This window comes from Salmonella sp. SAL-020 (genome assembly GCF_017372215.1).
GTDB lineage: Bacteria > Pseudomonadota > Gammaproteobacteria > Enterobacterales > Enterobacteriaceae > Salmonella > Salmonella enterica.
The window spans coordinates 2,763,667-2,790,140 of sequence record NZ_CP071690.1 but is presented as its reverse complement, the minus strand read 5'-3'; the positions used below and the strand labels follow the sequence as shown (position 1 = coordinate 2,790,140).

At 52.4% G+C, this 26,474-nt stretch carries 32 protein-coding genes; 12 read left to right on the top strand and 20 right to left on the bottom strand.

Features of this window, described 5'->3' with window-relative positions:
- Window positions 1-6: 6 nt before the first annotated feature.
- The 11 genes from fliP to fliF all read right to left on the bottom strand — a co-directional run bounded on the left by fliP (window position 7) and on the right by fliF (window position 9,531).
- Complete coding sequence (fliP, locus tag J1G48_RS13700) at window positions 7-744, bottom strand: flagellar type III secretion system pore protein FliP (RefSeq protein ID WP_001253411.1); 738 nt, start codon at window positions 742-744, stop codon at window positions 7-9.
- Window positions 744-1,121, bottom strand: coding sequence for a flagellar biosynthetic protein FliO (gene fliO, locus J1G48_RS13695; protein ID WP_000978276.1), 378 nt, complete (start codon window positions 1,119-1,121; stop codon window positions 744-746). Before fliO ends, fliP begins: the two co-directional genes overlap by 1 nt.
- Window positions 1,121-1,534 carry a flagellar motor switch protein FliN gene (gene fliN / locus J1G48_RS13690; protein WP_001282115.1) on the bottom strand — a complete coding sequence of 138 codons (414 nt, stop codon included), beginning with the start codon at window positions 1,532-1,534 and terminating at the stop codon, window positions 1,121-1,123. The genes fliO and fliN overlap by 1 nt, the downstream gene beginning before the upstream one ends.
- The gene (gene fliM, locus J1G48_RS13685) at window positions 1,531-2,535 is read right to left on the bottom strand and encodes a flagellar motor switch protein FliM (RefSeq protein ID WP_000502811.1); all 1,005 of its coding nucleotides are present in this window, start codon (window positions 2,533-2,535) and stop codon (window positions 1,531-1,533) included. The genes fliN and fliM overlap by 4 nt, the downstream gene beginning before the upstream one ends.
- 4 nt (window positions 2,536-2,539) lie before the next feature.
- The gene (gene fliL / locus J1G48_RS13680) at window positions 2,540-3,007 is read right to left on the bottom strand and encodes a flagellar basal body-associated protein FliL (protein ID WP_000132169.1); all 468 of its coding nucleotides are present in this window, start codon (window positions 3,005-3,007) and stop codon (window positions 2,540-2,542) included.
- Window positions 3,008-3,111: 104 nt separating this feature from the next.
- Window positions 3,112-4,329 (bottom strand): flagellar hook length control protein FliK, encoded by a 1,218-nt coding sequence (gene fliK / locus J1G48_RS13675; RefSeq protein WP_000631671.1) that lies wholly within the window; start codon window positions 4,327-4,329, stop codon window positions 3,112-3,114.
- A complete protein-coding gene (fliJ, locus tag J1G48_RS13670; RefSeq protein ID WP_000046981.1) occupies window positions 4,326-4,769 on the bottom strand; it encodes a flagellar export protein FliJ in 444 nt (147 codons plus the stop codon). The genes fliK and fliJ overlap by 4 nt, the downstream gene beginning before the upstream one ends.
- Window positions 4,770-4,790: 21 nt before the next feature.
- Window positions 4,791-6,161: a flagellar protein export ATPase FliI gene (gene fliI / locus J1G48_RS13665; RefSeq protein WP_000213257.1), complete on the bottom strand. Its 1,371-nt coding sequence runs from the start codon at window positions 6,159-6,161 to the stop codon at window positions 4,791-4,793.
- Window positions 6,161-6,868, bottom strand: a complete 708-nt coding sequence (gene fliH / locus J1G48_RS13660; protein WP_000064158.1) for a flagellar assembly protein FliH — start codon at window positions 6,866-6,868, stop codon at window positions 6,161-6,163. The genes fliI and fliH overlap by 1 nt, the downstream gene beginning before the upstream one ends.
- The gene (gene fliG / locus J1G48_RS13655; RefSeq protein ID WP_000067735.1) at window positions 6,861-7,856 is read right to left on the bottom strand and encodes a flagellar motor switch protein FliG; all 996 of its coding nucleotides are present in this window, start codon (window positions 7,854-7,856) and stop codon (window positions 6,861-6,863) included. The genes fliH and fliG overlap by 8 nt, the downstream gene beginning before the upstream one ends.
- Window positions 7,849-9,531, bottom strand: coding sequence for a flagellar basal-body MS-ring/collar protein FliF (gene fliF / locus J1G48_RS13650; protein ID WP_001276831.1), 1,683 nt, complete (start codon window positions 9,529-9,531; stop codon window positions 7,849-7,851). The genes fliG and fliF overlap by 8 nt, the downstream gene beginning before the upstream one ends.
- A gap of 216 nt (window positions 9,532-9,747) precedes the next feature.
- On the opposite strand from fliF, the gene fliE reads away from it, so the two are divergent.
- On the top strand, window positions 9,748-10,062 hold the full coding sequence (gene fliE / locus J1G48_RS13645) for a flagellar hook-basal body complex protein FliE (RefSeq protein ID WP_000719037.1): 315 nt from the start codon (window positions 9,748-9,750) through the stop codon (window positions 10,060-10,062).
- A gap of 119 nt (window positions 10,063-10,181) precedes the next feature.
- Here the strand turns inward: fliE and J1G48_RS13640 are convergent, their stop codons facing one another.
- From J1G48_RS13640 to yedE, 3 genes are all read right to left on the bottom strand, one after another.
- Window positions 10,182-10,568: a hypothetical protein gene (locus J1G48_RS13640; RefSeq protein WP_000639597.1), complete on the bottom strand. Its 387-nt coding sequence runs from the start codon at window positions 10,566-10,568 to the stop codon at window positions 10,182-10,184.
- A 264-nt stretch (window positions 10,569-10,832) separates the two neighbouring features.
- Window positions 10,833-11,066, bottom strand: a complete 234-nt coding sequence (yedF, locus tag J1G48_RS13635) for a sulfurtransferase-like selenium metabolism protein YedF (RefSeq protein ID WP_000790504.1) — start codon at window positions 11,064-11,066, stop codon at window positions 10,833-10,835.
- Window positions 11,063-12,268, bottom strand: a complete 1,206-nt coding sequence (yedE, locus tag J1G48_RS13630) for a selenium metabolism membrane protein YedE/FdhT (protein WP_001531105.1) — start codon at window positions 12,266-12,268, stop codon at window positions 11,063-11,065. The genes yedF and yedE overlap by 4 nt, the downstream gene beginning before the upstream one ends.
- A gap of 185 nt (window positions 12,269-12,453) precedes the next feature.
- Here yedE and yedD point away from each other — a divergent pair, with 185 nt between their 5' ends.
- On the top strand, window positions 12,454-12,867 hold the full coding sequence (gene yedD, locus J1G48_RS13625; protein WP_000754694.1) for a lipoprotein YedD: 414 nt from the start codon (window positions 12,454-12,456) through the stop codon (window positions 12,865-12,867).
- Between the two features lie 39 nt (window positions 12,868-12,906).
- On the opposite strand, the gene amyA is transcribed toward yedD, so the two are convergent.
- The 4 genes from amyA to fliD all read right to left on the bottom strand — a co-directional run bounded on the left by amyA (window position 12,907) and on the right by fliD (window position 16,659).
- On the bottom strand, window positions 12,907-14,391 hold the full coding sequence (gene amyA, locus J1G48_RS13620; protein ID WP_000795475.1) for an alpha-amylase: 1,485 nt from the start codon (window positions 14,389-14,391) through the stop codon (window positions 12,907-12,909).
- A 71-nt stretch (window positions 14,392-14,462) separates the two neighbouring features.
- Window positions 14,463-14,831, bottom strand: a complete 369-nt coding sequence (gene fliT, locus J1G48_RS13615; protein WP_000204899.1) for a flagella biosynthesis regulatory protein FliT — start codon at window positions 14,829-14,831, stop codon at window positions 14,463-14,465.
- A complete protein-coding gene (gene fliS, locus J1G48_RS13610; RefSeq protein WP_000287764.1) occupies window positions 14,831-15,238 on the bottom strand; it encodes a flagellar export chaperone FliS in 408 nt (135 codons plus the stop codon). The genes fliT and fliS overlap by 1 nt, the downstream gene beginning before the upstream one ends.
- A 14-nt stretch (window positions 15,239-15,252) precedes the next feature.
- A complete protein-coding gene (fliD, locus tag J1G48_RS13605; RefSeq protein WP_000146816.1) occupies window positions 15,253-16,659 on the bottom strand; it encodes a flagellar filament capping protein FliD in 1,407 nt (468 codons plus the stop codon).
- Here fliD and J1G48_RS13600 point away from each other — a divergent pair.
- The 10 genes from J1G48_RS13600 (at window position 16,658) to sdiA (ending at window position 25,722) form a co-directional block, all read left to right on the top strand.
- Window positions 16,658-16,897 carry a hypothetical protein gene (locus J1G48_RS13600; protein WP_001141165.1) on the top strand — a complete coding sequence of 80 codons (240 nt, stop codon included), beginning with the start codon at window positions 16,658-16,660 and terminating at the stop codon, window positions 16,895-16,897. The two genes, fliD and J1G48_RS13600, sit on opposite strands and share 2 nt — an antisense overlap.
- 17 nt (window positions 16,898-16,914) lie before the next feature.
- Window positions 16,915-18,432 (top strand): flagellin, encoded by a 1,518-nt coding sequence (locus tag J1G48_RS13595; protein ID WP_000079833.1) that lies wholly within the window; start codon window positions 16,915-16,917, stop codon window positions 18,430-18,432.
- A gap of 78 nt (window positions 18,433-18,510) precedes the next feature.
- The gene (gene fliB, locus J1G48_RS13590) at window positions 18,511-19,716 is read left to right on the top strand and encodes a flagellin lysine-N-methylase (RefSeq protein ID WP_000659245.1); all 1,206 of its coding nucleotides are present in this window, start codon (window positions 18,511-18,513) and stop codon (window positions 19,714-19,716) included.
- A gap of 196 nt (window positions 19,717-19,912) precedes the next feature.
- Window positions 19,913-20,632 carry an RNA polymerase sigma factor FliA gene (locus J1G48_RS13585; RefSeq protein WP_001087453.1) on the top strand — a complete coding sequence of 240 codons (720 nt, stop codon included), beginning with the start codon at window positions 19,913-19,915 and terminating at the stop codon, window positions 20,630-20,632.
- A gap of 58 nt (window positions 20,633-20,690) precedes the next feature.
- Window positions 20,691-21,242: a flagella biosynthesis regulatory protein FliZ gene (gene fliZ / locus J1G48_RS13580; RefSeq protein ID WP_000218080.1), complete on the top strand. Its 552-nt coding sequence runs from the start codon at window positions 20,691-20,693 to the stop codon at window positions 21,240-21,242.
- Window positions 21,243-21,388: 146 nt separating this feature from the next.
- Window positions 21,389-22,189, top strand: coding sequence for a cystine ABC transporter substrate-binding protein (tcyJ, locus tag J1G48_RS13575; RefSeq protein ID WP_000761628.1), 801 nt, complete (start codon window positions 21,389-21,391; stop codon window positions 22,187-22,189).
- A gap of 153 nt (window positions 22,190-22,342) precedes the next feature.
- On the top strand, window positions 22,343-23,329 hold the full coding sequence (gene dcyD / locus J1G48_RS13570) for a D-cysteine desulfhydrase (RefSeq protein WP_001128188.1): 987 nt from the start codon (window positions 22,343-22,345) through the stop codon (window positions 23,327-23,329).
- 20 nt (window positions 23,330-23,349) lie between these two features.
- Complete coding sequence (gene tcyL / locus J1G48_RS13565) at window positions 23,350-24,018, top strand: cystine ABC transporter permease (RefSeq protein ID WP_001158234.1); 669 nt, start codon at window positions 23,350-23,352, stop codon at window positions 24,016-24,018.
- Window positions 24,015-24,767, top strand: coding sequence for an L-cystine ABC transporter ATP-binding protein TcyN (tcyN, locus tag J1G48_RS13560; protein WP_001273034.1), 753 nt, complete (start codon window positions 24,015-24,017; stop codon window positions 24,765-24,767). Before tcyL ends, tcyN begins: the two co-directional genes overlap by 4 nt.
- Window positions 24,768-24,999: 232 nt before the next feature.
- Window positions 25,000-25,722: a transcriptional regulator SdiA gene (sdiA, locus tag J1G48_RS13555; protein ID WP_001157167.1), complete on the top strand. Its 723-nt coding sequence runs from the start codon at window positions 25,000-25,002 to the stop codon at window positions 25,720-25,722.
- Window positions 25,723-25,788: 66 nt separating this feature from the next.
- On the opposite strand, the gene J1G48_RS13550 is transcribed toward sdiA, so the two are convergent.
- Window positions 25,789-26,013 (bottom strand): DUF2594 family protein, encoded by a 225-nt coding sequence (locus J1G48_RS13550; protein WP_000106483.1) that lies wholly within the window; start codon window positions 26,011-26,013, stop codon window positions 25,789-25,791.
- Window positions 26,010-26,165, bottom strand: coding sequence for a hypothetical protein (locus J1G48_RS13545; RefSeq protein ID WP_000546188.1), 156 nt, complete (start codon window positions 26,163-26,165; stop codon window positions 26,010-26,012). Before J1G48_RS13545 ends, J1G48_RS13550 begins: the two co-directional genes overlap by 4 nt.
- Window positions 26,166-26,474 lie beyond the last annotated feature (309 nt).

Below are 26,474 nucleotides of genomic sequence, written 5' to 3'. Positions count from 1 at the left end.
GCGCCTCTAACTGTAAAAGCTTTGGGCCAGCGACCCCACAAGCAATTGCCAACCATCGACCAGCACAAACAGCATCAGCTTAAACGGTAGGGCGATTGTCGCTGGCGGCACCATCATCATCCCTAACGCCATCAATACGCTGGCGATCACCAGGTCGATAATCAAAAAAGGGATAAAAATCGTAAAACCGATCTGAAACGCCGTCTTTAATTCGCTGGTGACATAAGCGGGCAGGAGGATACGCATCGGTACTGCTTCCGGTCCCTGTAACGGACCGCTATTGGCCAGACGGGCAAACAGCGCCAGATCGGCTTCGCGGGTTTGGCGCAACATGAACGCGCGTAACGGTTGCGCGCCTTTATCCAGCGCTTCCTGCATAGAAATTTTCTGCTCGCTAAACGGCTGGTAAGCATCCACGTAAATCTTGTCAATGACGGGCGACATAATAAAAAAGGTCAAAAACAACGCCAGCCCGAGTAACACCTGATTTGGCGGTGCCGAGGGCGTGCCCAGCGCGTTACGCAACAGGCCAAAAACAATGATGATACGCGTGAAGCTCGTCATCATCAGTAAAATCGCCGGCAGAAACGTCAGCGAGGTGATGAAAACCAGCGTCTGGACGGATAATGACCAGCTTTGGCCTCCGCCCGCTAATGGTTGGCTGATAAGCCCCGGCAGTTGCGCAGCAGCGGCGGGACTAAAAAGCCACAGACCCGCCAGAGAAAGGAATAACAAACGGCGCATCAGGATCTCCCGGAACGCTTGAGTAAGCTCTTCATCATGTTCTGGAAATCCGCCGGTGGGGCAACGGGTGCTTCCGTGTCATTCTCCGCGGGCGGGAGGGTGTGCAGCAGGTTGATCTGCGAGGCGGTCACGCCCAGTACCAGACGCGCATTTTCGACCTCGACAATCACCACGCGTTCGCGCGGGCCAAGCGAGGCGCTGGCTGACACCTTGAGTCCCCGGACGCTATTTCCTTTTGGCGCGAATCCCATACGCTTAATCACCCAGGCCGCCGCCAGAATGAGCGCAATAATGCCAATTAATGCGCCGCTCACCTGCATGAGCGGCGATCCGGCTGGCGCGGTGGGCTGAGAAACCGTGGCCTCTGTCTTCATCATTAACGACTCAAACGACGCATACGCTCGGATGGCGTAATAATATCGGTGATACGTACGCCGTATTTATCCGCCACGACGACCACTTCACCCTGGGCAATCAGGTAGCCATTAATCAGGATATCCAGCGGCTCGCCCGCCAGCCCGTCCAGCGCGACGACCGACCCCTGCGTCAGACGCAGCAGTTCTTTAATGGTCATTCGCGTGCGGCCCAGCTCTACGGTCAGTTTGACCGGGATATCCATAATCAGATCGATATCCTGCATAGCACCGCTGACATCGCCGCCGCCAAGCTGTTGGAAAACCGCGTCGGCGGCGCTTTTAGTGGTGGTCGCTTTTTGCTCGTTTAACGCGTCAGCCCACAGATCATCCAATGCGCCAGTATTCTCATCGGACGGATTATTCATGTCACTCATTTGGGCTGTTCCTCATTCAGCGAATTCAAAATTGGGTTGATCAAATGTTCTACGCGTAGCGCATACTGTCCGTTTACGGTGCCATATTGGCTGGTGAGTACCGGAACGCCGTCCACATGAGCAATAATGCGGTCGGGTTTTTCAATCGGCAGTACATCGCCGGGTTTCAGCTTCAAAATCTGGGAAAGACGTAACGGAATATCGGCAAAATTGGCTACCAGCTCCAGTTCAGAGTGCTGAACCTGGCGGACCAGGTTATCACGCCAGTTCTGATCTTCATGGCGCGAGTTTTCCAGCGGCGGATTCACCAGCAGCTCACGCAGCGGCTCGATCATGCTAAATGGCAGACAGATGTTAAATTCACCGGTCAGATTGCCGATCTCCACATGAAACGGCGTATTAACGACGATATCGTTCGGCGAGGTGGTGATATTGGTAAATTTCACCTGCATTTCGGAACGCACATACTCCACTTCCAGCGGATTAATGGCTTTCCATGCGTCGCTATAGCCTTCCAGCGCCAGTTTCAGCATACGGTTGATGACACGCTGTTCCGTATGGGTAAACTCGCGGCCCTCGACTTTGGTCGGAAAACGACCGTCGCCGCCGAACAGGTTATCGACGGCAATAAACACCAGACTCGGCGAGAACACCACCAGCCCGGTGCCGCGTAGCGGCTTCAGGTGGATCAGGTTCAGGTTAGTCGGTACCGGCAGGTTACGCGCAAATTCGTGATACGGCTGAATACGTATGGCGCCCACGGTAATATCCGGGCTGCGGCGCAGCAGGTTAAATAATCCCATCCGGAACTGGCGTGCGAAACGCTCGTTAATAATCTCCAGCGCCTGCAAGCGTTCACGCACGACGCGACGCTGGGTATTGGGATCGTAAGGGCGAATATCGCTATCGCTTGCGATACCGGGAGTGGGTTCGTCTTTGGTGTCGCTGTCGCCGTTCAACAGCGCATCGATTTCAGCCTGAGAAAGAATACTATCGCCCATATCGTTACCGCAGAATAAAAGCTGTATAAAGCACGTCAGTGACGACCTGTTTTGGTTGTCCGGCAACGAGCGGCGCGGCCAGAGTCTCTTTAATGGCGGCAATCAGTTTTTGTTTGCCAGCTTCTGTTGAGAGCTCGGCGGCATTCTGACGGGAAAACAACAACAGCAGACGGCTGCGCACTTCCGGCAGATATTCATTTAATCGCGCGCGCGTCGCTTCGTCTTTCAGACGCAGGGTCACGCCGATATACAACACGCGATCCGCATCGCCCAGATTGACGGTAAACGTATCCAGCGCAAAAAATACCGGCGCGGGCGGCGGAGCCGGTTCCGCTTTAGCGTTCGTGGTCGGTTGCTGCTGCATACGCCAGTAGCTATAACCGGCGGTCGCGCAGGCGGCGAGGGTAATCAACACCAGCAAAGGTATCCAAATCGAGCGTTTGCTCTTTTTGTTAATCGCGGAGTCAGTCATCTGATACGGGCTTCCTGTTTCGGTACTGCTTATTGGCTGATTATCCCGTGTCCTGTCCACGACAAAGCGTGGAAAAGACGCGGATAATCATGCTACCTCTGGCGTTAGGCGAAGATATCCACTGCGCCATTGCCGCGCGCGGCGGCCTGAAGCGAGGCCGGCGCCGCTAACGCTATGTCATCTTCAGCGCCAAACGCGTCCGTGTGTTGGGCGCGGCCAGACTGTTGTTGCGATGAAGACTGCTGCTGTCCGGCAAAGCTTTCGCTACTGATACTGCTTTGTCCCAACTGAATGCCGCTTTCCGCCAACTGGGTGCGCAACATGGGCAGGGCGGCTTCCAGCGCGGCGCGGACATGGCTGTGCGGCGATACCATCTGGAGCTGCGCCTGATTGTCATCCAGCTTGAGCGAAATATGCACCTGACCTAACTCTTCCGGATGCAATCGAAGCTGCGCGCTTTGCTGTCCCTGACGCGTAAATAACATGACCTGCTGACTGAACGTTTGCTGCCATTCATGGCTGCCTAACGGCGCGCTGAGTACCGGGGCTGAGGCGACAGGTAGCGGTTGCGCCGTGGCGCTGCTGAGCGTCGGCATTGCCGCGCCATGCGTTACTGGCGCGGGCGGGCTATCCACCTCCACTTTCGCGCTGGTCGCGGCGGCAGCGACCACCAGCGGCGTCAGTGATGGCCCCGTGGCGCGATCGTCGCTGGCGCGCGCAAGCGACGCCTCGGTTTTCCCTTTTTCATGCTCGCTAAAAGAGAGCGTATGTGTCTCTTCCTGCGGCGCCGATGGCATGTCGCCGCGCAACAGTGACGGCAAGGCGATGTGATTTTCAGCCGGCGTCTCTCCGGCGACAGGCGTCGCGACAGGTTGTCCGGGCAGCATGGCGAATAAGGCGCTCAGACTGGCAAGATCCTCATCGCTCAGCGCGGGCGTTTTCTCATCATGCTGCGCCGTTTTACTCAATGCGGCCAGAGCGCTGGTTTTCAACGATGGCGTTAGCGTAGACAGTAGATGCTGCGCTTGTGTCAGATCGGTAAGCGTTTCATCCGTCGCATTCGCTTTTTGCGCCAGCAGGTCGGCAAGCTTCACCGCCTGGCCCGGCTCGCCATGTTGGGTCAGTAGCTCTTTCGATAACTTGCCGCCTGCCGCCTGTAAATCGGCCAGCGTGATGCGGGCGTCTTTGCCCTGTGCGCCGTCTGCGCCTAACGCGCCCGCCAGGAGCGCCAGAAAGTCCTCGGCTGAACCGGTGGTTTTTCCTGACGTCAGACCCGCGGTCATGTCGGTATCGGTGGTGATCAGTTGGGGCAGGGTGATCATTCGGGTTTCCTCATTGCTGCACGCTGAGCAAATTCATCCATCTTTTTCTGATCCATGCGGTTTTCAGCTAACAGCGCTGCCGCGGTTTGTCGGTCCTGTAAGGTTTGCCAGGCCTGAAGTCGCTGCTTTTTCTCACGCCAGCTCTTCAGCGCCAGGTCGACTTTTTGCGTCCACTGCGTAAGCTGGAGGCGATGCTGCTCTATCGCCTTTTCCAGTGTCTGAATAAACTGCTGATAGTTGATCCAGCGATTACTGGCGATGCCGTTGCCCATATCGGTGTTCAAATTACTGCGATACTCATTCTGATAATCGATCAGCATTTTGAGCTGTTCTTCCGCCTGTTGGCAGCCGCGACGCATTTCGCCCAGTAAACGCGCCGCGTCATCTACCTCTTTTTCGGCCAGATCTTTGAGTGTTTCCAGAGCGCCATGTTGTGCCATGATCGTCGCCCTCCTGCTTTATCACACCGTCGGGAAAATTAAATCGAGCGCCTGCAGAGAGTCTTCCCAGTCGGCCCGTTCAAAAATGCCTTGCTGTAAAAACGCTTCCAGTTGCGGCCATAAGGTAATGGCTTTATCGAGCATCGGATCGCTGCCTTTGGCATAGGCGCCGACGCTGACCAGATCGCGGTTACGCTGGAAACTGGAAAGCAACTGTTTAAATAGCCGTACCCGCGCATAGTGCTGCTCGGTAATGAGCGCGGTCATCGCCCGGCTGATTGACGCCTCGATATCAATGGCCGGATAGTGCCCGGCCTCCGCCAGACGGCGGGACAAGACAATGTGCCCGTCGAGGATTGCGCGTGCCGAGTCGGCAATGGGATCTTGTTGGTCGTCCCCCTCGGTCAACACGGTATAAAACGCGGTGATAGAGCCGCCGCCGTGGATGCCATTACCGGCACGCTCGACCAGCGCCGGCAGCTTTGCGAACACCGAGGGCGGATAACCTTTGGTGGCTGGCGGTTCGCCGATTGCCAGCGCAATTTCACGCTGCGCCATCGCATAGCGCGTCAGCGAATCCATAATCAGCAACACATGCTGTCCGCGATCGCGAAAATCTTCGGCGATGCGGGTGGCATAGGCGGCGCCCTGCATTCGCAGCAGCGGTGAAACATCCGCCGGGGCGGCAATCACCACCGAACGCGCGCGACCGTCGGGGCCGAGAATATTTTCGATAAAATCTTTAACTTCGCGGCCACGTTCGCCGATAAGTCCCACGACAATCACGTCCGCCCGCGTGTAGCGCGCCATCATGCCAAGCAGAACCGATTTACCGACGCCGGAACCGGCAAAGAGTCCCATACGCTGACCGCGCCCTACGGTTAACAACGCGTTGATAGCGCGTACGCCGGTATCCAACACATGTTCGATTGGCGTTCGCTGTAGCGGGTTAAACGGCGGCGTGATTAACGCGCCGGTTTCCAGCGTATCCGGCGCAGGCAGTCCGTCGAGCGGTTTACCGCCGCCATCCAGCACCCGACCAAGCAGGGCCGGGCCGAGCGGTAACTGTTTGCCGCTTTGCAGACCGTCGCCATGCCCGTTACGGGCGTAAACGCGGGCACCGGGCAGAATGCCTTCAACCTCTTCCAGCGGCATTAAAAACAGACGCTGGCCGTTAAAACCGACGACTTCCGATTCCACCTCTTTGGTTTCAGGGCCGTCCTGGCGCTCAATAATGCAGGTGGCGCCCAGCGGAAGCTGGAGACCGGTGGCCTCCAGTACCAGGCCAGTGGCGCGGGTTAAACGTCCATAACGACGCACCGCCGGCAATAACGCCATTTTTGCTTCAAAGTTGTCGAGCGCGGTAAGCCAGCGGGTCAAACGCGTGGTCATCAGAGCACTCCCGGCGCCGCCAGGCGACACAACTCTTGCCAGCGAGTAGCGACGCTGGCGTCCAGATCGCCCTCATCGGCAGAGACTTTACACCCGCCGTGATGCAACGTTGGATCGCCGCGCAACCGCCATCCGTGAAGACTGAGCGTGGCGCCCAGCATCTCTTCCACCCGCTGTAAGTCGTCCGGATGCACGCGCAACTGCGGCTTGCCGCTAAAGAGCGGCTCTTGCTGCAACAGTTGTTGGATCTGTTTAATCAGCGCTGAGTTGTCCACCGCCGGCGTTTGGCCGATGACCTGACGCGCAGCCTCCAGGGCCATTTGCATCAGCCGTGAGGCGATAACGCTATCGAGCGCGTCAAGCGTGTTCTGAAACTCGCTCACTAACTGCTGCATACGGGCATGAATCGGCGCCTGCTGCGTCTGCGCCTGAGCTTGTCCTTGCTCCAGCCCCTGCGCTAACCCTTCCTGGTATCCCTGCGCGTGTCCTTTTTGCCGTCCCTCCGCCAGCCCGGCGTTATAACCTTGTTCATGGGCCTGTATTTTTAGCTGCGCCAGCTCCTGCTCCAGCTGCTGTTCGGCAGTGAGTTCGGGCTCCGGCGTATCGTCTGTCAAGGTCACGTTATCAGCCTCAACCGGCACAAACGTCTCCGGCGGCGGGGCGAGATCGTCGGGGGTCCAGACTTGCCAAGGCAATTCATTAGACATAGGTATCCTCGCCGCTGCCAATCACCATTTCGCCGGTTTCCGCCAGACGACGCACAATAAGCAGAATCGCTTTCTGCTCGTTTTCCACCTGAGACAGACGAACCGGGCCACGGTTGGCAAGGTCGTCGCGCAGGATATCGGCGGCGCGCTGGGACATATTGCGCAGGAACTTCTCGCGTAATGGCGGTTCGGCGCCTTTCAGAGCGATCAGCAGCGATTCGGAATCCACTTCCTGCAGCAGACGCTGGATACTGCGATCGTCCACATCCACCAGATTTTCGAACAGGAACATCTCGTCGATGATTTTCTGCGCCAGTTCGCCGTCGAATTCGCGCACAGCGGTAATAACCGCTTCTTCCTGCTGCGTTTTCATCAGGTTGATAATTTCCGCCGCGGTTCTTACGCCGCCCATTTTGCTGCGTTTCAGGTTCTGACCGTCGAGCAGGCCATTCAGCACTTCGGTCAACTCCGCCAGCGCCGCCGGTTGTACGCCGCCAAATGTCGCGATACGCAGCATCACATCATGACGCAGTCGTTCGTCAAACAGCGCCAGAATATCGGCGGCCTGACTGCGTTTAAGGTGGACCAGAATGGTGGCGATAATCTGCGGGTGTTCGTCGCGAATCAGGTCGGCGGCGCTCTGCGGTTCCATAAAGTTGAGCGTTTCGATACCGCTGGTGGTATCGCGCGTTTCCAGAATATCTTCCAGCAGGCTGGAGGCGCGTTCTTCGCCCAGCGCTTTAACCAGTACGGAGCGCAGGTATTCGTTGGCGTTGATATTCAGCGCGGCGAACTGCTCCGCTTCTTGCTCAAACTCTGATAGTACGTCCGTCAGTTGTTTGTTGGAGATCTGACGCACGTTAGCCATCGCCGTACTTAACGCCTGTACTTCGCGGGTTGAGAGGTGTTTAAACACCTCTGCCGCCCGGTCTTCGCCAATGGTCATCAACAAAATGACGCTTTTATCGGTACCGCTAAGATTACTCATGATCGTTACTCATCCACTGGCGAATGACCAGCGCCACAACGCGCGGATCGTTGTCTGACATTTCGCGAATACGCTGGCTCATCACCTCAGCGCCCAGACGCTGGTTAGCCCGGCGTTGCTGGAGCTGCTCGTCTTTGCTAAGGCGTACTTCCACGGCTTCTTCGGTTTCCTGGCGAACCTGTGCCTGTTCCTGCGCCGCTTTCGCTTCTTCAACGCGGCGCGTCAACTGCGGACGTACCGCTTTGCGCCACAGAATCCAGGCCACCACCAGCACCAGTAACCAGCGACCTGCCGCGAGCAACTGATCGATAAAGAACTGCTGTTGCCAGAAGGGCAGTTCGCCGCCGGTGTTATCCACTGCGCTAAACGGTGAATTCACCACGTTTAGCGTATCGCCGCGTTTATCAGAAAAACCCATCGCTTCACGGGTTAAATCCTCGATCTGTTTCATCTGATCGGCGGTCAATGGCAGCGGTTTGCCATCCGCCAGCGTTTTGTAATTCACCACGACGGCCACGGAGAGACGCTCAATATCGCCCACATTCATTTTGGTGTGACGAATGGTGCGGTCCACTTCGTAGTTACTGGTTTCATTACGCTGCGTATTGCGCGGGCCAGCACTGTTACTGTTGGTACTGGTGCTGGTTTGTGGCGTATTCTGCGCGTTTTGTTGATTGGTCGGCGGCGTGGCGATCGGCGCCTCGTTAGGCGGCGCTGGTTGGTTCGACAGCGCGCCAGGCACGCCGCCGGGATAGCCCGCGCCTACCTGTTCGCTAATATTCAACTGACGTGAACGCAGGGTGGCCTTCGACGCATCGCCGTTCGGGCTGTAGTGCTCTTCCGTCTGCTCTTTATTGGCAAAATCCAACTGGGCGGTTACCTGAGCGTGAACATTACCGTTCCCGACGATAGGCGACAGAATGGCTTCGATACGGCGTTGGATGCGGCTTTCCACATCATTAGCAAATTTTAATTGCGCGTCATTAAGGTCGCGACCGCTGGTATTGGATTGCGTGAGCAGATGACCGGATTGATCGACCAGAGTGACGTTTCCTGGCGGCAAACCGGCGACAGCGCTGGAAACCAGATGTACCACGGCGCTAATTTGTCCTTCATCCAGCGCCCGACCCGGTTCCAGTGTGACGGTGACGGAGGCGGAAGGGGATTTTTGTTCCCGCACAAATAGCGACGGCTTTGGCATCGCCAGGTGAACGCGGGCGCTTTTTACCGGACCCAGCGTCTCGATCGTCCGGGCCAGTTCACCTTCCAGTGCGCGCTGATAATTCACCTGCTCGCTGAACTGACTGATACCGAATTTTTCCTGATCAAGCAGTTCAAAGCCTACCGCGCCGCCTTTAGGCAGCCCCTGCTGCGCCAGACGCAGACGCAGTTCATGCACTTTGTCGGCGGGCACTTCAATCGCGCCGCTGCCATTGGCAAAGCGATAGGGGATATTCATCTGGGTCAACTGCGCGACGATCGCGCCGCCGTCCTGATCGGAAAGGTTGCTAAATAGCGTGCGGTAATCGGGCGTTTTGGCCCACAGCACCATCGCAACGACGATCGCCACGGCAGCGGAACCCGCCACAATTAACGGAATTCGGGGATTCGCGCGTAGGCGATTAAGCCACTCGAGAGGTTTAGGTTGGGTTGCAGTCGATGCAGTCGCACTCATCTCGCACCTCGTGACTGATCGTGGACGGCGTTTTTTGCAAAGTGGAACAAGACTCACTCCCGGGTCAGCAAACTCGAAAAATTGACGGTCTCATTATTTGTGGTTTCGAATTTTTCTATGCGCTAAAAACCGAGGTTTTTTATCGTTATTTAACGCCTTTATCTTATTGACAAACTGGTAATCTCTGCTGCGTAAAAAATCATCCAGGGGAATAGCATGGCAGCAATACAGGGGATTGAAGGGGTTATTAGCCAGTTACAGGCGACGGCGATGGCCGCGCGCGGGCAAGACACGCACTCGCAGTCGACGGTGAGTTTTGCCGGCCAGCTACATGCTGCGCTGGATCGTATTAGCGACAGACAGACGGCGGCGCGCGTTCAGGCGGAAAAATTCACTCTGGGTGAGCCGGGCATTGCGCTTAATGACGTGATGGCCGATATGCAAAAAGCGTCCGTCTCCATGCAAATGGGGATTCAGGTGCGCAACAAGCTGGTCGCCGCGTATCAGGAAGTGATGTCTATGCAGGTTTAAGCCAGGGCTGACAACACATCCACAGCGAACTCCCGGGCGCTTACCTACGTCAGCGACGGGGACGCGACGCCCATGCAACCAGTGCGTGATTATGTGGGCTTGTTTTTTGCGAGGCGCGCTCATTTTATTGATAAGCGGGTTGCACATTGTTGCAGGGACTTATTAAAAATAGGGTACGCCTGTTTACTGACGCCGTTCATTCCTACTATTCGTTCTGACGCTATTGTCATTGAGTTTGCAATCCAGAATGTTCCTGCAATATATGCGCCGTTGCGATAATACACGGTAAATTCTTTATTAATGCCTGGAATATCTGTTTCATGGAGATCCAGTATATACCCATACGGGGACAGATTATCAGCGAGACAGCGGGCAATGGCGCTCGGATGTGCATTGACCACTGTGACGGGTGAATAACGGGCAGCGGCAAGACAGACGACTCCAGTAATGGAGATGAAAATAATTTTTATCATTTTTTTGGCTTCTGCTGTGCATAAATAAATCATCACCTGATGATGTCAGTGAGTAAAAATATAAATACCTGATAGTCTTTTATGGCGTAGAGGGAAAATAATAATTATTTTATGTTTTGCTTAAAATAGTCATGGGTTTTTCATCGGCTCAAACAAAATTAAAACGGTATACGTTATATAATAGATTTATGCCACGGCGCACAAGACGACCTTGTCTGATTTCTTTTATGCGTTTTAGATTTTTGCCGGTTATGCCGTAAAAGGTCTCCCGCCGTAACGTACAGCGGGAGTATGCGCTTATTTTTGAATCAGATAACGAATTGTCGGGCCATCCTGTTGGATATCCAGCACCGTATAACCGTGATTGCGCGCATCCAGTGGAATATTATTAATGGATTGCGGACAGTCGCTCACCACTTCCAGGATCTCACCTTTTTTTAGCTGCGGCATCGCTTCCAGAGTGGCGACCGCCGGGTACGGGCAAGGTTCGCCAACCATATCCAGACGGTAATCAGGGACGATATTTTTCATACAGATTCCTTAGCAGGCGTCAGCCCCGCACGGCGGAAAAAACGTTTTTCCCAGCCGATAATTAACATCAGCGCGGCAAATAATAACAGGTAGGTGACCAGCAGACCCCCCAGCGGACCAAAGGTATTCAGCAGGTTAACTTTATCCCAACTGGTCGCCAGCGCGGGCGCGAAATCATCCCAGTAGTAAGCCAGGATGGTTGAACCGATGACATTGCCGAGGCCCACCCACCAATAATGCACCTGGCCTTCTACGGCGCGGTACATCCAGCCGGTTTCGCAGCCGCCCGCCAGCACGATGCCAAAACCGAACAGCAGTCCGCCAATGACCGCATTCGGGCCAGCCCACATAATTTTAGGTGCAACGCCCAACTGCACGTAGCTGAAAATACCAATGGCGCTGACCGCCATGCCGAAAATAATCGCTTTCGCCATATGGGCGCGTCCGGAGATCCACAGATCGCGAAAGGCCGAAGTAAAGCAGATTTGCGCGCGCTCGATCAGCAGCCCAAACCCGACGCCGAACAGCATCGCCAGCCCCAGTTTCGGCTGATGCATTGCCGTTAATAACGCCCAGCCAATCATGCCGATAAAGACCAGCATACCGAGCCTGAAACGCCGTCTTGCCTGATCCGGTTTCTGCGTCAGTGGCGAAGCCGCGGAGACCTTCTGCATTTTCACCGGTATGCGAAATATCGGCAGCAACGTAAAGCGGGCGCCGAACCAGGAGCCGATAGCGGTCGCTAGCGCAAAGAACCACGCGTGTAGGGAGAACTGCGGGATCCCGGTAAAAAAGGCGGCCAGGTTACACCCCATCGCCAGACGCGCGCCGAAGCCAGCGATCATGCCTCCGACCACCGCCTGTACGATACGGATTCGGCTGCGCGGCATACGCAGTTTTACGTTGTTGGCCCACAGCGCCGCGGCGAAACAGCCGCCGAACATGCCGAGGATCATCATGCCGTCGATACGCGTCAGCGGCGTACCTTCCAGATGAATCAGCTTGTAGTAGCCCCACTGTTCGGCATGAACGCCAAAAAGCTGCAAAATTTGCCCGCCCCAGCGGGTAAATTCGCCCGTCACGGCCCAAAACGTGCCGGTGATGCCAAAATAGTAGGTAGAGAGAATACCGGCTGCGATCACCGCAGGGGCCGGCGCCCAGAATTTAATTAACCAGGTTTGCTTGAAGTGTTGCCATGACATGTGTTTAGCCTCTGAACTCAGAAGGTGTGAAACAAGAAGTGCGCATACTACACCGATCACAGAATTTGCCTACACCTAATAAGCGGTAATACCGACTGGATCAAATTGCGGCCAGCGCCTGGAAAGGCTGGCGGCGTCAGGGCTTTAATGCCACAATTCCTCTTTCTTCTGATGCAGGATGAATGATGAAAAAAGTAGCGATCGTTGGCGCATTGCTGGTTCTGGCCGGATGCGCCGAGGTGGAAAACTATAATGATGTGGTGAAAACGCCCGCGCCGGCCGGTCTGGAAGGGTACTGGCAGTCAAAAGGCCCGCAACGTAAGCTGGTGAGCCCTGAAGCTATCGCCAGCCTGGTGGTGACTAAAGAAGGCGATACGCTGGACTGCCGCCAGTGGCAGCGCGTTATTGCTCTGCCGGGCAAGCTGACCATGCTCTCCGATGACTTAACCAATGTTACGGTTAAGCGTGAGCTCTATGAGATTGAGCGCGACGGGAATACCCTGGAATATGATGGCATGACGCTGCAACGGGTCGCTCGTCCGACGCCGGAGTGCGCCGCCGCGTTAGAAAAAACGCCGCTGCCGACGCCGCTGCCGTAATTTCGCTTCCCGGCAGCGCTCTGCCGCCGGGAACGCTCATCACACGTCCTCAATGACCCACACGCTGACGCTGCCTGCGTTGCAGAAGAACGTCGCTTCGCCTTGATCATTAGTTACAACATGCTGACTGCGGTTTCCCAGAAAATCACGCCAGGTCTTGTTAGCGTAATTGTCGCCGAGCAGGAGGGTTTTTTCACCGTCGTCGCCATTGGAAAGTACAACCACACAGCCTGGATTCTCTTCAGTACCGCTGCGACTAAAGGCGATACAGTTAGGATGATCGAAAAAGAGTGTTTGTATACCGTGCGCAAAACGCTGACGAGCGAGGATCAGCCGATCCAGTTGGTTAATCACCGGCATGTCGACCCGACAGGTCTCGCCATTTTCGCCATTATCCTCATAGCTGGCGCCGTATAAATCGGGATAAAACACCGACGGTACGCCGTTTTCACGAAGCAGGATCAGCGCATAGGCCAATGGTTTGAACCAGGGTTCTACCGGCGCTTCCAGCGCCTGTAACGGTTGTGTATCGTGGTTAGCGACCAGCGTCACCGCATGAAAAGGGTCGGCTTCTACCAGCGTGCCGGTGAAAATGTGGCGCATGTCATACTCCGCGCCCTGGCGCGAGGCTTCATGAAATTTCATCTGCAACGGCGCGTCGAACAGCATGGTTTTCCCGTCGACCTGATCGATGTACGTTTGCAGTTTATCCACTTCATGCGACCAGTATTCTGCGACAATAAACAGCGGTTTTGGCGCAACCGCCTGTACATGCTCAATCCATTCTTTATAAAACCAGGCGGGTATATGTTTTACCGCGTCCAGGCGAAAGCCGTCACAGTGGGTTTGTTCCATGACCCAACGAGCCCAATATTTAATCTCTTCCGTAACCGCGTGATTGCGAAAATCGATATTTTCCCCCATCAGATAGTCGAAATTACCCAGCTCATCATCAACCTGATCGTTCCAGCCATCGCCGGTATAGTCATTGACGATCTTAAAAATGCCGTCTTCGTCGGGATTCTCGATGTGATCAATGCCGCTGAAACAGTGATAGTCCCAAATAAAGTTGGAATACTGGCCCGCGCGGGCAGGGAAGGTGTAGCGCGTCCAGCCTTCGCATTCAATGATGTTGTCATCGATTTGCGTGCGGTCATCCTGATTCACGCGCTGAACGCGAATACGTTCTTTTTCGTCTGCGCCCAGTTTGTGGTTCACGACGACGTCGAGCAGCACCGCAATATTATTTTTTTTGAGCGCGTCTATCGCCGTCAGTAACTGGCGTTTATCGCCGTACTTTGTCGCGATAGTTCCTTTTTGGTCAAATTCGCCGAGGTCAAACAAGTCGTAGGTATCATAGCCTACGGAATAGCCGCCGGAGGCGCCTTTACAGGCGGGCGGTAGCCAGACCATATTGATACCGATATCATTCAGCCCATCAGCACGTTCCGCCAGCTCAGACCAGAGTTTACCGCCGTCGGGATAATACCAGTGGAAGTACTGCAATAACGTGGGGTTTTTCATCTTCCGTGCTCCAGAAGTCGTTTAGCCGACCTCTGGAGTATGGAAGAATTTTCATACGAGACGGGAAAATATTATGAGGCGCCAGGCGCGTCTGGCACGAGTAACATACCGGAAAGACGGCCATAAGCGTTGTTGAGTGATTTTTGGCGGGTGGATTGTCCGATCAAACTACTGAGTTCATCCAGTCGCTGTTGCAGCAGCCCTTTCAGGAGCTGCTCATTATCCAGCGTTTGTTTGATGTATCCGGCGACCATATCCTGAATACTTCGCGTAATGCCCGGTGGAGTTTGCTTTTCCATCACCGTTTCAATACTTTGCAGATAGGAGACCTCTTGTTGCAGTAAGAGATCCCATTCACCTCGCTGCGCAAGTTCAAGCAGCGATTGACTGAGCAGCGCAATACGCTGCCAACGGTTGATAAACTCCACGGTTGAGGTCATTAACGAGACTCCTGGAAAGATGCTTTCGGTGAAATCTGCTTCCAGGCTTCTGCAATATTGCTGAGTAACCCTTCCACTTCTTCGATGGCCTGAGCGTCGTTACGCAAATTAGCCTGCAGTAAACGGCGAATCATATAGTCGTATAGCTCGGAAAGATTCGTCGCAATCTCACCGCCTTTTTCCTGATCGAGGCCGGCTTTCAGCCCGTTATCGATAATATTGATGGCTTTGCTTAACGCTTCACCTTTCGCGACAACATCGCCTTGTTCTAAAAACAGGCGAGCGCGCACCAGAGCGCTATTCGCGCCATCAAACAACATTTCAATCAACTGATGCGGGCTGGCGCTCATCACGGCGCTTTCCACGCTGACTTGCGCATAAGCTTTGATACCGCTCGCGGTGTACATGGTAACCTCTGTTATCAGGACTTGTTCATAGCATTAAATTGCTGGGTCAAATAAGTACTGGTGTTATTCAGCTTACTCATCATGGTATCCAGTTGGGTAAACTGGGCCTTGTAACGGGCAACGGTGTCGTCAATGCTACTGCTGACGGTCAGATATTGCTTAGTCAGCTTTTTCAGCGTGGCGTTAATACTGTCCTGGGCGCTGTCAATAATGCCGTCATCGGCCAGATAACTTTTCACTTCGGTGGCAATTTTGGTGGTGATCCCCGTTTCTTTACCATCACCTACCAGCAGCTCACGTACAGAAGCGGTATTTTCATCCAGCGCTTTTTTAAGCTTGGTATCATCAATTTTTAGTTTTCCGGTGGTACCATCAGAAGTAATACCAATTTCATTCAGGGTCTTAAATGTACCTGTACTTGCACCATTAGCGAACTGAGCGCGGATTCCAGTTTGAATCGTTCGCACCACGGTATCTCCAAGTAGTGCACCGTTGTTTTTGTCCTGTTCTTCAGCCCCTGGATCAACCTCTGTATATTTTGTTAATGAACTAAAGGTATCAAGCAGTGAGTTGTAGGCATCAACCCAACCTTTGACGGCTTCGGTCGCCTTTTCATTATCTTTTGTGACGGTAATACGGGCATCTTTTACTTCTTTGGTTAGTTCAAGCGTCACGCCTTGTGGAGCGTCAGTGATTTTATTACTCGGTCGCTCAATATCAATGCCGTTAACGGTTAACAAAGCATTATCTGCAGCAACCAGTTGCTTCATTTTGCCCGTGCCAGTACTACTATCATAGGACAACAGATCGCTGAGTTTGCTATCGCCTTCCACAGAGATAGTCATTTGATTATCCGTGCCACTATCTGCGGTCAGTACAAGCTGATAATCGCCTTCTTTAACTTTAACGATACTGGCGGAAATACCACTGTCAGCATCATTAATGGCGTCACGGATACCCTCTAAAGAGGTTTGATCTTTAGTGAGCTTGATTTCAAGTGGTTCTTTACGGCCTTTCTGTTCAATTTTTATGGTACGGCTGTCAGATGTGGTATCTCCCAGCACTTCTTTGGTAGATGTAATTTTGGTTGCTGTACTCAAAGATTGTGCTTGTGCTAACTGAGTTACGCTAACCACATAAGTTCCAGGTGCGGCCCCAGCTTCCGTCGAGACTTTCAGGTCTTCTGTACTGCTGGTGACATTCGTACTTTTAAACAGATCGGCTTTATTTAACGCCGTGTTTGCTGTTTGAAACTTCTCCAGTGCACTTTTTAAAGTACCGTATGCCGTTAGACGGGCCGTATTAGCACTCTGCTGCTGTGTGATCGGCGTTAAGCGTCCTTTTTCAGCGTTGGTCAGTTTAGTCAGCAGTGAATCCAGAGGTAAGTTTGACCCTACACCTAATGATGAAATTGAAGCCATGCCATCTTCCTTTCGATTGCAAACAGTAGTTAAACGCGTTATCGGCAATCTGGAAGCAAAGTTTAATGATAATTTTGCAAAAATAATGCGTGGAATAATGATGCATAAAGCGGCTATTTCGCAGGCTAAGAAAAAGATCGGGGGAAGTGAAAAATTTTCTAAAGTTCGAAATTCAGGTGCCGATACAAGGGTTACGGTGAGAAACCGTGGGCAACAGCCCAATAACATCAAGTTGTAATTGATAAGGAAAAGATCATGGCACAAGTCATTAATACAAACAGCCTGTCGCTGTTGACCCAGAATAACCTGAACAAATCTCAGTCCTCACTGAGTTCCGCTATTGAGCGTCTGTCCTCTGGTCTGCGTATCAACAGCGCGAAAGACGATGCGGCAGGCCAGGCGATTGCTAACCGCTTCACTTCTAATATCAAAGGTCTGACTCAGGCTTCCCGTAACGCTAACGACGGCATTTCTATTGCGCAGACCACTGAAGGTGCGCTGAATGAAATCAACAACAACCTGCAGCGTGTGCGTGAGTTGTCTGTTCAGGCCACTAACGGGACTAACTCTGATTCCGATCTGAAATCTATCCAGGATGAAATTCAGCAACGTCTGGAAGAAATCGATCGCGTTTCTAATCAGACTCAATTTAACGGTGTTAAAGTCCTGTCTCAGGACAACCAGATGAAAATCCAGGTTGGTGCTAACGATGGTGAAACCATTACCATCGATCTGCAAAAAATTGATGTGAAAAGCCTTGGCCTTGATGGGTTCAATGTTAATGGGCCAAAAGAAGCGACAGTGGGTGATCTGAAATCCAGCTTCAAGAATGTTACGGGTTACGACACCTATGCAGCGGGTGCCGATAAATATCGTGTAGATATTAATTCCGGTGCTGTAGTGACTGATGCAGCAGCACCGGATAAAGTATATGTAAATGCAGCAAACGGTCAGTTAACAACTGACGATGCGGAAAATAACACTGCGGTTGATCTCTTTAAGACCACTAAATCTACTGCTGGTACCGCTGAAGCCAAAGCGATAGCTGGTGCCATTAAAGGTGGTAAGGAAGGAGATACCTTTGATTATAAAGGCGTGACTTTTACTATTGATACAAAAACTGGTGATGACGGTAATGGTAAGGTTTCTACTACCATCAATGGTGAAAAAGTTACGTTAACTGTCGCTGATATTGCCACTGGCGCGACGGATGTTAATGCTGCTACCTTACAATCAAGCAAAAATGTTTATACATCTGTAGTGAACGGTCAGTTTACTTTTGATGATAAAACCAAAAACGAGAGTGCGAAACTTTCTGATTTGGAAGCAAACAATGCTGTTAAGGGCGAAAGTAAAATTACAGTAAATGGGGCTGAATATACTGCTAACGCCACGGGTGATAAGATCACCTTAGCTGGCAAAACCATGTTTATTGATAAAACAGCTTCTGGCGTAAGTACATTAATCAATGAAGACGCTGCCGCAGCCAAGAAAAGTACCGCTAACCCACTGGCTTCAATTGATTCTGCATTGTCAAAAGTGGACGCAGTTCGTTCTTCTCTGGGGGCAATTCAAAACCGTTTTGATTCAGCCATTACCAACCTTGGCAATACGGTAACCAATCTGAACTCCGCGCGTAGCCGTATCGAAGATGCTGACTATGCAACGGAAGTTTCTAATATGTCTAAAGCGCAGATTCTGCAGCAGGCTGGTACTTCCGTTCTGGCGCAGGCTAACCAGGTTCCGCAAAACGTCCTCTCTTTACTGCGTTAATCCGGCGATTGATTCACCGACACGTGGTACACAATCAAGGCAGCGAAAGCTGCCTTTTTTAATTCCGGAGCCTGTGTAATGAAAGAAATCACCGTCACTGAACCTGCCTTTGTCACCCGCTTTTCCTGTTCTGGCTCGGCCTGCCGCGATCACTGTTGTAAGGGCTGGAAAATCACGCTGGATAAGACGACGGTCAAAAAGTACCTTACCAGCAAGGATGTAACCATCAGAGAGATTGCCAAAAATAGTATTATTCTTTTAAAGAAAGACCCAAATAACTGGGGGGAGATTAAATTACCATCTGGGACAGGAAGCTGCCCTTATCTGGATGACGATCGTCTGTGCAAGGTACAAAAAACACTGGGAGCTAAAGCATTAAGTTATACCTGCACTACGTTTCCGCGGGTGTTCCATACTTATAAAAACGAGGTACGACATTCTCTAAGCCTTGCCTGCCCGGAAGTGACTGCGCATATTTTAAACGATACTGATGCGGTAACACTCAATGAAAAGGCGATCATTCAGCAGAAGTACAATACCGCGCCGCTATTCTCCCCACAGCAAAAACTACTTAACTTGTTTTGCCTGAGTTTGATTAACCATGCTGCCAGCAATCCGGATGCGGCATTATACGCGTTGATCAAGTTTGTAATGTACGTGCAGAAGTTTCCCCGGATTGATGACGCTGCATTAGGGGAGATTGAGCAAGTGTATGGCACGTTAGTTTCCCAGTTGCAGTCCGGTTCGTTAACTCAGGAACTCGCTAATATTACGCCGGATAAGAAATTCAAAACATCCCTGGTACTGTTGATGCAGGATTATTTCAGGGCTCTCCCACCGAGCAGAGGAAGCTATGTCCTCGATCACTATATCCAGTGTCTTCTGCGGGTGCTGACGGCGGAAGAGGGCGTTTCAATGGAGCAGAAGGTTAGCGATATTGAGTCCTCATTAGCGCGCTGTTTACAGGCGGATGAGCAGCAGAAGAACTGGGCCTTCAGAAATTTAATTCTCTATAAAATTTGGGAAAATAATTTCCCCAACCAGCCGAATGTCGACCCGTTACGCGCGCTGTATATTATCGTGGCGGAATATGCCTTTATTAAGCTATTAACGGCAGCCAGCGTGCATGAGCGCGGGCGGCTTGAGTGGGATGACGTTACCAATATTGTGTATAGCTTTCACTCCCGCAGCCAGCATAACAGCGAGGTGGCGGCGAATTTTCATCGCCATATAGAAACGGTGCGTACTGGCGACGATCTGTCGATGATTCATCTTCTGACATAGTTTTGTTCGGGGTGGGCTTTTGCGCATCCCGTTTATCCTATCTGGCTGATTTTATTCTGCTCTTTGAACCGCTAAAAAGGCGCTACAGGTTACATAAGTGAAATAACCCTTCTTTTATAGCCTTATTCCTTCGATAGAACCCTCTGTAGAAACGGATAATCATGCCGATAACTCATTTAACGCAGGGCTGTTTATCGTGAATTCACTGTATACCGCTGAAGGTGTAATGGATAAACACTCGCTGTGGCAGCGTTATGTACCGCTGGTGCGTCACGAAGCATTGCGCCTGCAGGTGCGATTGCCGGCGAGCGTGGAACTGGACGATCTGCTACAAGCGGGCGGCATCGGGTTATTAAATGCGGTCGACCGATATGACGCTTTGCAAGGAACGGCATTTACCACTTACGCAGTGCAGCGTATTCGTGGGGCGATGCTGGATGAATTACGCAGCCGCGATTGGGTGCCGCGTAGCGTCCGGCGTAATGCCCGCGAAGTGGCGCAGGCGATGGGACAACTGGAGCAGGAACTGGGGCGTAATGCGACGGAAACCGAAGTGGCGGAACGTCTTGGCATCCCTGTTGCGGAGTATCGTCAGATGTTGCTCGATACCAACAACAGCCAACTTTTCTCTTACGATGAGTGGCGGGAAGAGCATGGCGATAGCATCGAACTGGTGACTGAAGAACATCAACAGGAAAACCCGTTACATCAACTGCTGGAGGGCGACCTGCGACAGCGGGTAATGGACGCGATTGAATCGCTGCCGGAACGCGAGCAACTGGTGTTAACGCTGTATTACCAGGAAGAGCTCAACCTCAAAGAGATTGGCGCGGTACTGGAAGTTGGCGAATCGCGGGTCAGCCAGTTGCATAGTCAGGCCATCAAACGATTACGCACCAAACTGGGTAAGTTATAGGTCGCGCATGGTCGCACCCGAAAAGTGCCGCACAACGTATAGACTACCAGGAGTTCTCATGACGGTGCAGCAACCTAAAAGGCGGCCCTTGAGCCGCTATCTTAAAGACTTTAAACACAGCCAGACGCATTGCGCGCATTGTCACAAACTGCTCGACCGCATTACGCTGGTTCGCCGTGGCAAGATCGTTAATAAAATCGCTATTTCACAGCTGGATATGCTACTTGACGACGCTGCCTGGCAGCGGGAGCAGAAGGAGTGGGTGGCGCTGTGTCGCTTTTGCGGCGATTTGCACTGCAAAAAGCAGAGTGATTTTTTCGATATTATCGGTTTCAAGCAGTATTTGTTTGAACAAACCGAGATGAGCCATGGCACGGTGCGGGAATATGTCGTGCGTTTACGACGTCTTGGCAACTACCTCAGCGAGCAAAACATTTCCCACGATCTGCTGCAGGACGGTTTTCTCGATGAAAGCCTGGCACCATGGTTGCCGGAAACCAGCACCAATAATTATCGTATCGCACTGCGTAAATACCAGCAATATAAAGCGCATCAGCAGATTGCGCCCAGACAGAAATCCCCCTTTACCGCCAGTTCTGATATATATTAAAAAAGCATAAGATGTAGCAGAGTCGTGTTGGTGAAACGTGGCAAACCTTCTACATTAGGCTGAGTCCCCCAAAGGTTCGCGAGACGTGACGATGCGCCATGGCGGGACACAGTCTATGGTCATTAACGGCAATATTCGGGGTTACTATGAAATTAGCACTGCTGGGACGTCAGGCACTGATGGGAGTAATGGCTGTAGCGCTGGTGGCGGGAATGAGCGCGAAGAGCTTTGCCGATGAGGGTTTGCTGAACAAAGTTAAAGAACGCGGCACGCTGCTGGTAGGGCTGGAAGGTACCTATCCGCCGTTTAGCTTTCAGGGCGACGACGGCAAATTAACCGGTTTTGAAGTCGATTTCGCCGAGGCGTTGGCAAAACATCTGGGCGTTAAAGCGTCGTTGAAGCCGACCAAATGGGACGGAATGCTGGCGTCACTGGACTCTAAACGCATTGATGTAGTGATAAACCAGGTCACGATTTCAGACGTCCGCAAGAAAAAATATGATTTCTCTACGCCTTATACTGTCTCCGGCGTTCAGGCGCTGGTGAAAAAAGGCAATGAAGGCACGATCAAAACGGCGGCCGATCTGCAGGGCAAAAAAGTCGGCGTTGGGCTGGGGACTAACTATGAAGAATGGCTACGTCAACATGTTCAGGGCGTGGATATCCGTACTTATGACGATGATCCTACAAAATATCAGGATCTGCGCGTAGGCCGTATTGACGCGATTTTAGTCGATCGTTTGGCGGCGCTGGATCTGGTGAAAAAAACCAAAGGTACGCTGGCCGTCACCGGTGATGCGTTTTCGCGTCAGGAGTCCGGCGTTGCGTTACGTAAAGGCAACGAAGACTTGTTGAAGGCGGTAGATAACGCCATTGCGGAAATGCAAAAAGATGGCACCTTAAAAGCGCTTTCCGAAAAATGGTTTGGCGCTGACGTGACCCAATAATGCTCTACGTTGCCCGGCAGGCAGTGCGCCGCCGGGCAATATCAACCTCATACTATGTCAGCAAACGGAGGCGCGTGAATCGGCGCCTTTTTTATTTCCGTTAGATCAACGTGCATAATAAAAAGAACACACCACAACGTTACCGGAGGCTCAATGCCACTACATCACTTAACGCGCTTTCCTCGCCTGGAGCTTATTGGCGCGCCGACCCCGCTCGAATACCTGCCGCGATTGTCTGATTATCTTGGCCGTGAGATTTACATTAAGCGCGATGACGTTACGCCCATTGCAATGGGCGGCAATAAACTGCGTAAGCTGGAGTTTCTGGTGGCCGACGCGCTGCGAGAAGGGGCGGATACGCTGATAACCGCAGGGGCGATTCAGTCGAACCATGTCCGTCAGACGGCGGCGGTCGCGGCCAAATTGGGGCTGCATTGCGTCGCTTTGCTGGAAAATCCAATCGGTACCACCGCGGAAAATTACCTGACGAATGGTAATCGCCTGTTACTGGATTTATTTAATACGCAAATTGAGATGTGCGATGCGCTAACCGATCCGGATGCGCAGCTGCAAACGCTGGCGACGCGCATTGAAGCGCAAGGGTTCAGGCCCTATGTGATTCCGGTCGGCGGCTCCAGCGCGCTGGGGGCAATGGGATACGTAGAGAGCGCCCTGGAAATCGCCCAGCAGTGTGAAGAAGTTGTCGGGCTCTCTTCGGTGGTGGTGGCCTCCGGCAGCGCCGGAACGCACGCCGGGTTAGCTGTCGGGCTGGAACATCTGATGCCTGACGTCGAACTGATTGGCGTGACCGTTTCACGTTCTGTCGCCGAGCAGAAACCCAAAGTGATTGCCTTGCAGCAGGCTATTGCCGGTCAGCTGGCGCTGACGGCGACGGCGGATATTCATTTATGGGATGACTATTTTGCCCCGGGTTACGGCGTGCCAAATGACGCGGGGATGGAGGCGGTGAAACTGCTGGCGAGCCTGGAGGGGGTGTTGCTGGATCCGGTATATACCGGCAAAGCGATGGCGGGTCTGATAGACGGCATCAGCCAGAAACGCTTTAACGATGACGGGCCGATTCTCTTTATTCACACCGGTGGGGCGCCTGCGCTGTTTGCCTACCATCCTCATGTATAACCTCCAGGTAATCAACGCGAATGCAAGAAAGTATCCAACTGGTTATTGAATCGCTGCCGTATTTGCTTAAAGGCGCCGTCTTTACCCTGCAACTGAGTATTGGCGGTATGTTTTTTGGTCTGCTGCTGGGATTTGTGCTGGCGCTGATGCGGATGTCTCCGCTATGGCTGGTTCGCTGGCTGGCGCGCTTTTATATCTCGATTTTTCGCGGTACGCCGCTTATCGCCCAGTTATTTATGATCTATTACGGCCTGCCGCAATTTGGGATTGAGCTGGACCCTATCCCGGCGGCGATGATTGGTTTATCGCTCAATACCGCGGCTTACACGTCCGAGACGCTGCGCGCGGCGATCTCGGCTATCGACAAGGGGCAATGGGAAGCGGCGGCGAGCATTGGCATGACGCCGTGGCAAACGCTACGTCGCGCTATTTTGCCGCAGGCGGCTCGCGTTGCGCTTCCGCCGTTGAGCAACAGCTTTATCAGCCTGGTGAAAGATACGTCGCTCGCCGCGACGATTCAGGTGCCGGAGTTGTTCCGCCAGGCGCAGTTAATTACCTCGCGAACGCTGGAGGTGTTTACCATGTATCTGGCCGCGTCGTTAATCTACTGGGTAATGGCGACCGTCTTATCGGCACTGCAAAACTATTTTGAAAACCAGCTTAACCGCCAGGAGAGAGAGCCAAAATGAGTGCGATCGAAGTCACCAACCTGGTCAAAAAATTTCATGGTCAAACGGTGCTGCACGGTATCGACCTTGAGGTAAAGCCCGGAGAAGTCGTCGCCATTATCGGCCCGAGCGGCTCAGGGAAGACAACGTTATTACGCTGCATTAACCTGCTGGAACAACCGGAAGCGGGCACCATTAAAGTGGGCGATATTATCATCGATACCGCCCGCCCATTCAGCCAGCAAAAAGGGTTGATTCGCCAGCTACGTCAGCATGTCGGCTTTGTCTTTCAGAGTTTTAACCTGTTCCCGCATCGTACCGTGCTGGAAAATATCATTGAAGGTCCGGTGATTGTAAAGGGAGAGCCGAAAGCCGAGGCGACGGCGCTGGCGCGGGAACTGTTAGCCAAAGTCGGGTTGGCCGGTAAAGAGACCCGTTATCCGCGCCGCCTGTCGGGCGGGCAACAGCAGCGCGTAGCGATTGCGCGCGCGCTGGCGATGCGCCCGGAAGTGATTCTGTTTGATGAGCCCACGTCGGCGCTTGATCCTGAATTAGTCGGCGAGGTGCTTAATACGATTCGCCAGCTGGCGCAGGAAAAGCGCACGATGGTGATCGTTACTCACGAAATGGGCTTTGCGCGTGACGTGGCTGACCGGGCAATATTTATGGATCAGGGGCAAATCGTCGAGCAGGGGCCGGCGAAAACCTTGTTCGCCGAGCCTCAGCATCCGCGTACCCGCCAGTTCCTTGAGAAATTTTTAGTGAAATAATACCTTTTCAACGCTCGCCCGAATTAGCCGCGCCTCGGGCGAGCGCAATGAATAATTATGAAGTCATTCTGCCAGATTATTAACCTCGCTCTCTGGCGGAAGCCAAAAAACTGTAATGCCGCTCAAGTATTCTACGTTTCGTCCGATATTTCTTATATATAAATACTATTTATGTGTTAATTTAAGCTATTCATAATAATGATTATCAATATCAAAGGCGTGACCATAAAATATGCAGGAAAATGATTTCTTCACCTGGCGACGCGCAATGTTGTTACGCTTTCAGGAGATGGCGGCAGCAGAGGATGTTTATACTGAATTGCAATATCAGACACAGCGGCTGGAATTTGATTATTATGCCCTGTGTGTTCGTCATCCCGTCCCCTTTACCCGGCCTAAAATATCGCTTCGTACCACTTATCCTCCGGCGTGGGTAACGCATTACCAGTCCGAAAACTATTTTGCGATCGATCCGGTATTAAAGCCGGAAAATTTCAGGCAGGGTCATTTACATTGGGATGACGTGCTATTTCATGAAGCGCAGGCGATGTGGGATGCCGCCCAGCGTTTCGGATTACGCAGAGGCGTAACCCAGTGTGTGATGTTGCCGAACCGGGCGCTGGGCTTTTTATCTTTCTCCCGTAGCAGTTTACGCTGCTCCTCGTTTACCTACGATGAAGTGGAGCTGAGGTTGCAACTGCTGGCGCGGGAGAGTCTTTCGGCGCTGACAAGATTTGAAGACGACATGGTGATGGCGCCTGAGATGCGTTTCAGTAAACGTGAGAAAGAGATTCTGAAGTGGACGGCGGAAGGGAAGACCTCATCGGAGATCGCCATTATTCTGTCGATTTCTGAAAATACCGTTAACTTCCATCAGAAAAACATGCAGAAGAAATTCAATGCGCCAAATAAAACACAGATTGCCTGCTACGCTGCGGCGACAGGTCTGATATGACGTGCTGACGATGCTTCACGCCAGACGCGAAACCGGCTGAAAGCGATGCTAACAGCCGGTTTTTTACTACTGGCGGTAAGCCTGTTTAATTTGCTTAACCGTACTGGAAAATACCGCCGCTTGTGCTTCATCATCCATCTGCGCGATCTGTTTTTCCATTTTAAGAATCACGCGCCCTGCATCGGCCTGGCCCATCGCCTGCAGCATCAGCGTTAACATGGCTTTCAGGCAGTTGACTTCAGTAGCCAGTTCTTGATTATTCTCAGCGGTGGAAAAATCAGGCGTACTCATTTATTTTCCTCGTTATGTTTCAGTGAAAATGTGCGATAGCAGATGTTAAGGCGGCGGAGTATACCATAAGCTACGCTAAAAATAGCAGTGGTTGTTTTTTGATCAAAAAGCGGAGGGGTTACCCACAAAATAAACGTTTCCGCGTGATGCATATATTTTCTTCATTCTTTGTTTATTACGCGTATTTTACTCGTTAATTATTGTTACAAAGTTGATTCCCTAATTAGTGTTTAGACAGCGGAACGTGAAATTTTTGTCACCATTATGAAATAGCAGCCTGGAACAGCGCCGTCAGAAGGGGCTACAACGTTGGCAGTTGCCACATGACGTACAACATAATTTCCAAAAACGAGAGCAAAATCGAATACCCGGTGTTTTTTTACGTTTCAAAGTTGAGATAAAACCAGCTAATATAAGGACGATTAACTATCAGTAGCGTTATCCCTATTCTGGAGATATTC